Here is a 10,316-nt window from a genome sequence, read left to right as displayed (position 1 = left end):
GCCGGGCTTGGGGGGGGGCGGCCCGGGGCGTGGGGGGGGGGGGCTGGGCCGCGTCGCGCGTGCGGGGGGTGGCGGACCCGCCTGGGGGGGCCGGGGGGGGCCGGGGGGGGGGGGGGTGCGATCGGCGGCGGCCGGATCGGCCTCGCGCGAGCGGCGGCGGGTCTCACCGGACTGCCGGTTCGCGCCCACCCGCGGCGGTCCGGCGGCGACCCGGCCGGCGGCGCGGCGGGACGAACGGGTGGACTCGGTCTCGGTGGGTTCGGTCACGCCCGCGTCCGTGGTGTCGTCGCCGGGTCGGAAGCGGCGTCTGGCGGGATCCTTGGAGTCGGCGGGCCGGGTGCGCTGGGCGCGGGCGCCGCCGGGTCGGGTGGCGCGACCCCGGAGCGTGCGGGCCTCACCGTCGACGCCGTCCTTGCTCTCCTTGCGGTGCATGGCGATCCGGACCGCGCCGACGATCAGTACCAGCGTGGTGGCCAGCGCCATCGTCGGGAACCGGTTCACCAGCGGGATGGCCAGATTCAGCAGGATCTCGCGCAGCTTGAAGCTGCGGGCGGAGCCCAGCAGGAGCTGATACGACACCGGCACCGCGATGAACAGCAGCAGCGGCGGCAGCACCAGCGCGGTGAACAGTCCCCGGAAGCGGACCGCGAGCACGGCCAGTAGACAGCCGATCACGTACAGGCTGGCGAACGTGCCGGTGAGCTCGTCGCCGCCCATCGAATCGATCAGGAACCCGACGAACGTGCACGTCACGGCGATCAGGACCGCGATCGGGGCCGAGACGCCGGGAACCGACGGCAGGATCGAACGGTGCGACGGGGGCACCTCGGTTCGCTCGCGTTGGGTAACTGCCACGTCAAGCACACTAAGGCATGTCGGTGTTTCACGAGGCAGGCGACATCAGGCAGGTATTCCGAATCGCATGAACCAGGAGTTAGCTGTGGCGCGTGCGCCCTGGGACCGAGCGGTTGCTCAGGCCTCACCCGCCTCGTCGCCCCGGAACCGATATTCGCCTCCGGCGAAGCCGACCGCGCGGGGCCAGCTGTCGATACTGTGGACCTCCGGCGGGGCGGCGTCCGCGACACCGAGATCGTGCATCTTGCGGGCCGTCACCAGCACCCGCGACTCCATCGACGCGACCGTGTGGTTATAGGCGTCGACCGCCTTGCCCAGCTGGGATCCCAGCCGGTCCAGGTGGCGGCCGGTGGTGCCGAGCCGGGTGTAGAGCTCGCGGCCCAGCTGCTGGATCAGGGCCATGTCCGCCGACATCGCCTCCTGCCGCCAGCCCAGCGCCACCGTGCGCAGCAGCGCCATGAGCGTGGTGGGCGTCGCCAGGACCACATTGCGACCGAAGGCGTACTCGAGCAATCCGGAATCGGCGGTGAGCGCCGCGTCCAGGAACGGATCGCCGGGCACGAACAGCACCACGAAATCAGGGGAGGGGTCGAAAGCCGCCCAGTACTCCTTGGCCGCCAGCTGATCGACGTGATTGCGCAGGTGCCGCGCGTGCAGGGCCAGATGATTGGCGCGTTCGCGCGGGTCCTCGGTCCCCGCGGCGTCGAGGAACGCGGTGCACGGCACCTTGGCGTCCACCACGATCTGACGGCCGCCGGACAGGCGCACCACCAGGTCCGGTCGCACCACCGTGTCGCCGCGGCGGGTCACCTGGGTGTCGAAATCGCAGTGCCGGGCCATCCCGGCCAGCTCCACCACCCGTTCCAGCTGGATCTCGCCCCAGCGGCCGCGCACCTGGGGTGCGCGCAGGGCGGCTACCAACTGACCGGTCTGCGTGGACAACTGGTGCGACATCCGCTGCATGCCCGCGACCTGTTCGCGCAGGCCCGAATACGCGTTGATGCGATTGTGCTCGACTTCCCGGATATGCTGGTCCAGACTGCCGACCGCGTCGCGCAGCGGTTCCACCAGCGCGCCGATCGCATGCGACTGCCGCCGCGCCGCGTCCTCGCTGGCCGCCCCGAGCGATTGCCGCAACAACCGCTCGTTGTCCCGCATGGCCGCCAGTCTCGCCTCGGCCATCGCACCCCGCTGTCCCGCCCGCGCGGCATGCCCCAGCCAGCCCAGGGCCAGCCCCGAAACGAACACCAACAGCAGCGCGAACAGCATCGGTGCGGTCATGGCCTGTGATAGTGCCGTACGGCACCGACAATCCGGTGAAGCTCCCCCGCCTCCCCGTGTCTTCAGCGGGCGGCTGAGAGCCGTCGACCGCCATGTACCCGTGCCGGCGGCTGGGTGCCGAACCATCTCCGGGCGTGCCCGGTGAGTTACCCCGACCATTGCGAAATCAGTTGTCCCGTTGGCCAACGCCTGATCGCCCGCGCATACATCGGCGTGTTTCAGTCGACTCGCCAGGGTGTAGCCCAACCTGTCGGAGCGATCGCCTAGCGTTCTCCGACATGCGGATCCTGCACACCTCCGACTGGCATATCGGGCGCACCTTTCATGGCGTCGATCTGCTGACCGATCAGGAGTGCTCGCTGCTGGCCATCGCGGAATTGGTGCGGGCCGAGGTGGTCGACGTGGTCGTGCTGCCGGGGGACGTGTACGACCGTTCCATTCCCAGCGCGGATGCGATCGCGGTGTGCAATCGGGGATTCGAGGCAATTCGGGCGGCGGGGGCGACGATTATCGCGACCTCCGGAAATCATGACTCGCCGACTCGGCTGGGTGCGCTCGGGAGTTTCGCGGCGGCGGGCGGATTGCATTTGCGCTGCCGGATCGCGGACGTGGCGCGGCCGATCGTGCTTTCCGACGAGTTCGGTGAAATTGCCTTTTACGGCATTCCGTACTTGGAGCCGGAGATCACCCGGGTGGAATTGGGTGTACCGCAGGCGCGTTCACACGCCGAGATTCTGGACGCGGCCATGGGGCGGGTCCGCGCGGATCTGGCGGGGCGGACCGGGGCCCGTTCGGTGGTGCTGGCGCACGCGTTCGTGGTGGGCGGTGAGGCGACTGGTTCGGAGCGGTCCATCTCCGTGGGCGGGGTGGAGACGGTGTCGCTGTCGGCGTTCGACGGGATCGACTACACGGCCCTGGGGCACCTGCACTCGCCGCAGACGCTGTCGGAGTCGGTCCGGTATTCGGGATCGCCGCTGCCGTATTCGTTCGGTGAGCGCTCGCACCGCAAGGCCGTGTGGATCGTGGATCTCGACGCCTCCGGGCTCGCGGAGGTGCGGCGCCACGATCTCCCGGTGGTGCGCGGCCTGTCCCAGCTCACGGGACCGCTGGAATCCCTCCTGGAATCGCCGGAGCACGCCGAAGCCGAAACCCACTATGTGTCGGCCACCCTCACCGACACCGCGCGCCCCGTGGACGCCCTGCGCCGACTGCGCGACCGCTTCCCGCACGCCGTCCACGTGGAATGGCAACGCCCGGACGGCAACCCGGAACTCCGCTACCGCGAACGCGTCCACGGCCGCCGCGACACCGAGATCGCCCAGAGCTTCCTCTCCGACGTCCGGGGCGTCCCGACCGCGGGCGAGATGACCTGGCTCGAACGCGCCCTCTCCGCCGCCACCCGCGAAAAGGACGGCCCCCGCCGCGTTTCCGCGCCGGATGAGCGCACGGTGTTGCCCGCCGCGGCGGCCTCACCCGCGGCGGCGGCTCCCGTTGAGAGGGCATCCGTGCCGGCCGGGGCGGTTTCCGCGCAGACGGCCGCGATGCCGGCCGAGGTGAGTGCCGTTCAGGATGCTGTTGCGTCGGCGGAGTCGGATGCTGCCCGGCCGGGGGCGGCCGAGGCGGAGCGGGTGGTCAGCGCGGCCGGGTTCGACGGGTCGGTGCGCGGGGCGGACGCGGCGGAGGCGGATGCGGCGCTCGGGTTGTTCGATGTGGAGGAATTCGGTCTCGGGACGGATGAATCCGGCGAGTCCGCGGACGGGATGACCGCGTGAACGTTGGGGTACGGGGCATTTCGGCGTGTCCCGCCGGTGCGGGCGCGCGATCGGTTGTCGAATGGGTCGAGGCGTTGCGGGAAGGGGTCACGGCATGCGGCTGCATCGGCTGGAGTTGACGGCGTTCGGGCCGTTCGCCGAGACGGCCGTGGTGGATTTCGACGAGCTGGGCGCGGATGGGCTGTTCCTGCTGCACGGGCAGACCGGGGCCGGGAAGACCACGGTGCTCGACGCCATCGCCTTCGCGCTGTACGGGAAGGTGCCCGGCGCGCGCGAGGAGGGCAAGCGCCTGCACTCCGATCACGCCGACGAGCAGACCCCGCCCCGGGTGCTGCTCGAGGCCACCGTCGGCGGCCGGACCCTGCGCCTGATCCGCTCCCCGGAGTTCCAGCGCCCCAGCAAGCGCGCCAAATCCGGTTGGGTGAAGGAGAACTCGGTCGCCACCCTGGAATGGCTGGACGGCCGTGGCCAGAACCTCTCGCGCATCCCCGACATCGGCGACGAGGTGCTGCGCCTGCTCGGCATGAGCGCCGACCAGTTCTTCCAGGTCGTCCTGCTGCCCCAGGGCGATTTCGCCCGCTTCCTGCGCGCCGACAACGAGGAACGCGAGAAGCTCCTCGAAAAGCTCTTCGACACCGAACGTTTCGGCACCGCCGAACAGTGGCTCATCGACAAGCGCCGCGCGAGCACCGCCGAACTCGACACCCGCAAGCACGGCATCGATGCCCTGATCGCCCGTGTCGGCACCGCCGCCGGCCTGCCCGCCACCGATTCCGCCACCATCCTCGAATCGGTCGCCTGGTCGCAGTCCCTGCTGGCCGCCGCCCGTACCACGCTGACCGCCACCTCCGTGGACCTCCAACAGCGCCAACAGGATTCGTCGAGGGTCCGCGCCGCCGCCGAGGCCGAGCGCCGCCGCCACGACCTGTTCCGCCGTCGCGCCGCGGCCCAGGCGCAGCTCGCCGACTTCACGGCGACCGCCACCCAGCGCACGGCCCGCCAGTCCGAGCTCGACCGCGCTCGTCGCGCCGAACCGGTCGCCGCCGCCCTCGCCGAGGCCCGCACCGCCGCCGTCGCCCTGCGCCGCCGCACCGACGACGCCACCCGTGCCGCCGAACAACTCGCCGATCGCCTCCTCGACCCCGCGACCGCCGAACTCCCCGGAACCACCTGGGCCGCAGCCGACCTGGCCGCCACCGAGCTCGCGGGCACCGACCTCGCCACCGACCTGACCGACCTCCCCGCGCCCGTAATCCAGCCGGACTCCACGGATGCCGGTGACGAGCCTCCGCACCTTCGCGCGAACCGCCTTGGCATGGAGATCGATACGGGTTCGGCGCGCACCGGCGGGCTGGATGACCTGCCCCGGGCGGGCTCCGGCGGCGGGCTCGAGGCGGCGGTGCAGCGGTGGAGTGCGCAGGTGGGGGCGCTGGATGAGGTGCGGGCCGATGCCGAGTCGGCGAATCAGCTGACTCGGGAATTGTCGGGGCTGCGGACCGAGCAGAAGGACCTGGCGGCTCGGGCGGCGAAGCTGATCGCGCGGCTGGGGGAGTTGCCGGAAGCTGTTGCGGGAGTCGAGGTTCGGTTGCGCGGGTCCGCCGATGCGGCGGCCGCACTGGCCGGGCTGGAGGCCGAGTGCCTGCGGTTGCGGACGTCGGCGGAGGCCGCGGTCGAGCTGGAGCGGAAGCGGGGGGAGCTGGCTCGGGCGGGGACCACCTTCGAACAGGCGAAGACCGCGCACGCGGAGGCGTGGAAGCGGACGCAGGCGCTGCGGGAGCAGCGAATGGCGGGGATGGCCGCGGAACTGGCGGAGGCGCTGGTCGACGGGGAGCCGTGCGCGGTGTGCGGGTCCGATGCGCACCCGAATCCGGCCCGGCCCGCCGAGCACGCGGTGTCCAAGGCGGACGAGGACGCGGCGCTGGCCGCCGAACGGGCGGCGGAGGCCGCTCGGGAGCGCGCGGGTCAGCTGGTGGCGGAGCTGGAGCGGGCCGTCGAGGTGCTGGTCGAGCGGCGTGGCGACGTCGACAAGGCGGAACTGGCCGCGGCGCTGGACGATTCGACGCGGCAGTTCACCGCTGCCAAGCGAGCGGCGGGGCTGGTGGACGGGCTCACCGCCGAGCTGAACACGCTGCGTGCCGATCAGACCCGGCTCCAGAACGAGGCGCGTGAGTGCGAGAGCCGGGTGAGCGCGACGACCGAGCGGATCGTGGCCGCCGATCGCCGGCTGGCCGAACTCACCGAGCGGCTGCGCGCCGCCGCCGGAGCCGACGGCACGGTCGAGCGGCGGCGGGCGCGGCTGGCGGCCCTGGTCGAAGAGGCCGGTGTGGTCCGCGTGGCCCGCGTCGAAGCCGTCACCGCCCGCGAGCAGGTGGTCGCGGCCGCCGTGCGGGTCGAAAAGCTATCGTACGAAGCGGGTTTGGTGGAATCCGCGCCCCCGGTGATGGGGGAGTCCGGCCCGGATTACGCCGTGCTGGGCGAGTATGCCCGCGCGGTCGACGCCGCCTCACGCACGACCGCGCAGCAGTCGGAGATCGAGGACGAGCTCGTGGCCGCGGACCGTGCCCGCGCCCACGCCGAGGCCGTCCTCGCCGAACCGGAAATCCGTGCCGCCGGGGATACGGAGCCGGGCGATCCTAGTGAGCTGGAAAACGCTGTGGCCCAGTCGGAATCGGAACTGAACCGGGCGGTGGCCGCGCATGCCGAAGCGGAGCGGCGGGTCGAGCAACTGACGGCCCTCTGCACGCAATTGCAGACCGACGTCGAACACATCGCCCCGTTGCAACGCGCTCACGACGAACTGGCCCGCCTGTCCGAGGTGGTCGCGGGCCGCGGCGAGAACAACCGCCGCATGTCCCTGCGCTCCTACGTCCTGGCCGCCCGCCTGGAAGAGGTGGCCCTGGCCGGATCGGTCCGCCTGCGCCGAATGTCCGGTGGCCGCTACGAATTCGTCCACACCGACGCCGCCGGCCCCCGCGGCCGTCGCGGCGGCCTGGGCCTCGACATCCGCGACGACTACACCGGCGCGGTCCGCCCCGCCAAAACCCTCTCTGGCGGCGAGACCTTCATGGCCTCGCTATCCCTGGCCCTCGGCCTGGCCGACGTCGTCTCCGCCGAATCGGGCGGCCTGGTCATGGACACCCTCTTCATCGACGAGGGTTTCGGCAGCCTCGACGCCGACACCCTCGACTCGGTCATGGGCGTCCTCGACGAGCTCCGCTCCGGTGGCCGCGTGGTCGGCGTGGTCAGCCACGTCGACGAAATGCGCCAGCGCATCCCCAGCCGCCTCCACGTCATTCGCGGCCGCACCGGCTCCCGTCTGGAAACCTCCGTCGGCGTCTGAGCGGCGCGTCCGCGGTCGCGCCGAGGACGGGACCGGTCACCAGGGGCTGCGGCCTTGTCGGCGGCCGGACGCGCTCGAACCCCGGACTCGCGGTGTCGGTCAGCTGCGGGCGAAGCGGACTTCGGCCCGGGCTCGGGCCTTGGCGGCTTCGACCTCGCGGTCCTTGGGCGGGGCGTTGGTGGTCAGCCCGTCGAGGAGGCGAGTGGTGGCGGCGGTGATCTCCTCGACGGCGAGGTCGAAGGCGGCCTGGTTGGCCTGGGAGGGTTTGGCGGTTCCGCTGATCTTGCGGACGTATTGCAGGGCGGCCGCGTGCACCTCGTCCGGGGTGGCCGGCGGCTCGAAGTTGTGCAGGGTGTGGATGTTGCGGCACATGGTCGCGAGCGTACGCCGGGGCGCCGACACCTCCGGTCAGAGCAATGCCGCTGGTCGGGCGGTCAGGCGGATTCGTGGTCGAGCAGCCAGCGTTTCACGGGCAGCCCGTAGCGGAAGCCGCCGAGGCTGCCGTCGGTGCGGATGACCCGGTGGCAGGGGACGAACAGGGCGGCCGCGTTGCGGGCGCAGGCATTGGCGGCGGCGCGGGTGGCGGCGGGGCGGCCGGAGATGACCGCGAAGTCGGTGTAGGTGACCGGCTCGCCCGCGGGCACCTTGCGCAGGATTTCCCAGGCGTGGGTGAGGAACGGCCCGGAGACCTGCCGGACGGGAATGGTGTCGATGGCGGACAGATCACCGGCGTGATAGTCGGCGACGGCCCGCGAGACCGGCCCGAGCGAATCGCGGGCCCGCAGTTCGGCGGGCCGGATGCTGGGGTGGATGAGCACACGCAGTTCCTCCGCCGAGGCGGTCCAGCCCGAGGCCAGGACCACCCCGTCGGCGTCCACCACGGCCGTGAACGGCCCGGCCGCGGTGGTAGTAGTGGCGTAATCCGCTGATACGTGCGTGTTTTCGGAGCTCATGAGGAATGTCCTCCGGGTGGGAGTCGTCGGCGTGCTCACTGGGCGGCGCGCCGACCGAGCGGTTCGATTTTCGCGGAGGCCCGTGGCTCGGGATTGGCCAGGGCGTGCTTCCACAGGTGCATGGTCAGGTAGGAGCGCCACGGCGACCAGCGGGCCGTCGCGGTGAGATCCACGCCGAGCAGCGCGGCCCCGCGCCGCACCACCAGGTCGGACGGCAGCAGCACGTCGGGGTCGGCGAGCAGGCGCATCGTCACGTAGTCGGCGGTCCACGGCCCGACGCCGTCGAGGGCGAGCAGGTCGCGGCGGAGTTCGGCGGCGGTGCGGCCGGAGTGCAGCACGAGGTCCCCGGAGGCGAGGGCCTTGGCCGCGCCGACGATGGCCTCGATCCGCCGCCCCGGACCGGTGAGCACCTCGGAGCCGCGTTCAGCGATGGCCTCGGCGGTGGGGAACAGGTGCGGGATGGCCCCGTCGACGGGCTCGCCGAGCTGCTGCACCAGTCGCGCGGTGTGGGTATTGGCGGCCGCCACCGAGATCTGCTGCCCGATCATGGTGCGCAGCAACAGCTCCGGACCGTCCAGGCAGCCGGGCACCCGGATGCCCGCGGGCAGTACGGTGCCGTTCGCCCGACCATCGCCGTTCGAACGCGGCACGACACCGTTCCCAGGCGGCACGGCGCCGTTCGCGCCCGCGGCACCGTTCGAGCGCTGCGCGGTCGGATCCGCCCCTGGTGCCTCGCCGGGTAGGTCCACACGCAACGGCATCCCCGCCATGCCCGCCGTCAACGCCTCATCGATACCGACGGGATCGGCGTCGAGGTCGAGGAAGTGCCGGATGCGCGCGACGGTCGGCGCGAGATCCCGCATGTCCTGCAACGACAGCGCCGCCCGCACATGCCCCGGCTGAATCGACAGCCGAATGGTGGTGTGACCGTGCGGTGTTCGCAGGCTGCGCGTGTACACCCCGTTCTCGTACAGCTCCAGCCCGGGCACGGCGTGCGCCGCCAGGAACCATTCCAGCCACGACCGGTCCAGCGGTTCCCGGTAGGGCAGTCGCAGGGTGAGCAGCCCGTTGGTGGCGGGCAGGGTGTCGCCGTTGCGGCGCCGCGATTCCTCGCGCAGCGCGGTGGGACTGACCGCGAAGACCTCGCGCACGGTGTCGTTGAACTGCCGGATGCTGGCGAATCCGGCCGCGAACGCGATATCGGACATGGGCAGCCGGGTGGTCTGGATCAGCAGTCGCGCGGTGTGGGCGCGGTGGGCGCGCGCCAAAGCCAGTGGGCCAGCGCCGAGTTCGCCGGTGAGCACCCGGGTGAGCTGGCGTTGCGAGTAGCCGAGGGCGTTGGCGAGGGCGGGGACGCCGCCGCGTTCGATGACGCCGTCGCCGATCAGCCGCATGGCCCGGGAGGCCAGGTCGGCGCGGGTGTTCCACAGCGGTGACCCGGGCGCGGCGTCGGGCAGGCAGCGGCGGCAGGCCCGGAATCCGCCCTGCTGGGCGGCGGCCGCGGTCGGCAGGAAGGTGACGTTGGCCCGTTTGGGGGTGATGGCTGGACAGGAAGGGCGGCAATAGATTCCGGTGGTGCGTACCGCGGTCACGAAGTGTCCGTCGAACCGGGAGTCCCGGGTGGCCACGGCGCGGTAGCAACGCTCGAAGTCCAAGTCGTTCGCACTCACGCATACCACCATGGCAGTCCGAGCCCGCCCGCGCTAGCGGGAATCAGCCATCGCTCCCTCGCCTCTCCGGATATTCAGCGGGCGGCTGAGAGCCGCTGACCGCCGGGCACCCGTGCCAGCGGTTCGGGAACGAGTCGATTTTGGGCGTACCCGGGGAGTTACCCCGAGCGTTGCGAGATCAGTCGCCGCGTTGGCATACGGATCAACAGCAGCGATTGCTGGGATTCTTGTCCGCGGCGGCGTGCCGGTCGCGCCAGTAGTCCCGTTCGCTGGGAATCGCGCAGCCGGGGTGGTGCAGGCGCTGATGCTGCACGTAGCGGGCGTAATCGTTGCCGCCGAGAATCGAGTTGAACCACCAGGCAACGGCTTTCAGGGCCCGGATGAGGGCGAGCCCCGCCCGCCGCAGTGGACCTGCGGTGGACGGGGCGTCGGGGGCGGTCATCGG

Annotated in this window: 7 protein-coding genes and 1 pseudogene; 2 read left to right on the top strand and 6 right to left on the bottom strand. The window is 71.8% G+C overall.

From position 1 onward, the window contains the following. Both ACFV4K_RS19945 and ACFV4K_RS19940 read right to left on the bottom strand, forming a co-directional pair. On the bottom strand, positions 1-855 hold an 855-nt coding region (locus ACFV4K_RS19945), incomplete at its 3' end, for a DUF6542 domain-containing protein (protein WP_379276668.1). A 117-nt stretch (positions 856-972) separates the two neighbouring features. Continuing rightward, positions 973-2,136: a DNA recombination protein RmuC gene (locus ACFV4K_RS19940; protein WP_379276667.1), complete on the bottom strand. Its 1,164-nt coding sequence runs from the start codon at positions 2,134-2,136 to the stop codon at positions 973-975. A 278-nt stretch (positions 2,137-2,414) separates the two neighbouring features. On the opposite strand from ACFV4K_RS19940, the pseudogene ACFV4K_RS19935 reads away from it, so the two are divergent. Both ACFV4K_RS19935 and ACFV4K_RS19930 read left to right on the top strand, forming a co-directional pair. Next, positions 2,415-3,572, top strand: a pseudogene (locus ACFV4K_RS19935) (exonuclease SbcCD subunit D); the annotation flags it as partial. A gap of 430 nt (positions 3,573-4,002) precedes the next feature. Then, positions 4,003-7,248, top strand: a complete 3,246-nt coding sequence (locus ACFV4K_RS19930; RefSeq protein ID WP_379276666.1) for an AAA family ATPase — start codon at positions 4,003-4,005, stop codon at positions 7,246-7,248. 99 nt (positions 7,249-7,347) lie between these two features. Here the strand turns inward: ACFV4K_RS19930 and ACFV4K_RS19925 are convergent, their stop codons facing one another. From ACFV4K_RS19925 to ACFV4K_RS19910, 4 genes are all read right to left on the bottom strand, one after another. Then, positions 7,348-7,620: a DUF2277 domain-containing protein gene (locus ACFV4K_RS19925; RefSeq protein WP_379276664.1), complete on the bottom strand. Its 273-nt coding sequence runs from the start codon at positions 7,618-7,620 to the stop codon at positions 7,348-7,350. A gap of 62 nt (positions 7,621-7,682) precedes the next feature. After that, a complete protein-coding gene (locus ACFV4K_RS19920) occupies positions 7,683-8,201 on the bottom strand; it encodes a methylated-DNA--[protein]-cysteine S-methyltransferase (protein WP_379276662.1) in 519 nt (172 codons plus the stop codon). A gap of 35 nt (positions 8,202-8,236) precedes the next feature. Beyond that, positions 8,237-9,883, bottom strand: coding sequence for a DNA-3-methyladenine glycosylase 2 family protein (locus ACFV4K_RS19915; protein WP_379276660.1), 1,647 nt, complete (start codon positions 9,881-9,883; stop codon positions 8,237-8,239). 190 nt (positions 9,884-10,073) lie between these two features. Then, positions 10,074-10,313 (bottom strand): YbdD/YjiX family protein, encoded by a 240-nt coding sequence (locus ACFV4K_RS19910; protein WP_379276659.1) that lies wholly within the window; start codon positions 10,311-10,313, stop codon positions 10,074-10,076. Between the last annotated feature and the right edge of the window lie 3 nt (positions 10,314-10,316).

The sequence above is a fragment of the Nocardia sp. NPDC059764 genome (assembly GCF_042732555.1).
Lineage (GTDB): Bacteria > Actinomycetota > Actinomycetes > Mycobacteriales > Mycobacteriaceae > Nocardia.
The sequence above is the reverse complement of the archived record's forward strand: the minus strand, read 5'-3'. Positions and strand labels throughout refer to the sequence as shown.